Source organism: Algoriphagus pacificus (assembly GCF_017254845.1).
GTDB lineage: Bacteria > Bacteroidota > Bacteroidia > Cytophagales > Cyclobacteriaceae > Algoriphagus > Algoriphagus pacificus.
This window is the reverse complement of record NZ_JAFKCU010000049.1, coordinates 1-221: the sequence shown is the minus strand read 5'-3', so window position 1 is coordinate 221 and position 221 is coordinate 1. Positions and strand designations below refer to the sequence as shown.

Genomic DNA, 221 nt, shown 5'->3' with positions numbered 1-221 from the left:
TTACCATCTCTTATGAAGTAACGGATGAAAATGGCTTGAGTGATTCAGGGATCATTACAGTAAGTGTGAACGTGAATGGAGCTCCTACAGCGAGTGACGTAAGTTTCGCAGTTACCCCAGGTACTCCATTGGTAGCTAGTTTGCCAATTACAGCGGGCAGCGGCGCGATTGTGGATATTACCCCTGATCTAAGCGGCGTACCAGCCGGAGTAACGGTGAGC

The 221-nt window shown here is 49.3% G+C and carries 1 protein-coding gene; it reads left to right on the top strand.

The genetic code is table 11. From position 1 onward, the window contains the following. The coding region (locus tag J0A69_RS22535; RefSeq protein WP_206588867.1) for a hypothetical protein at window positions 1–221 on the top strand (221 nt) is incomplete at both ends.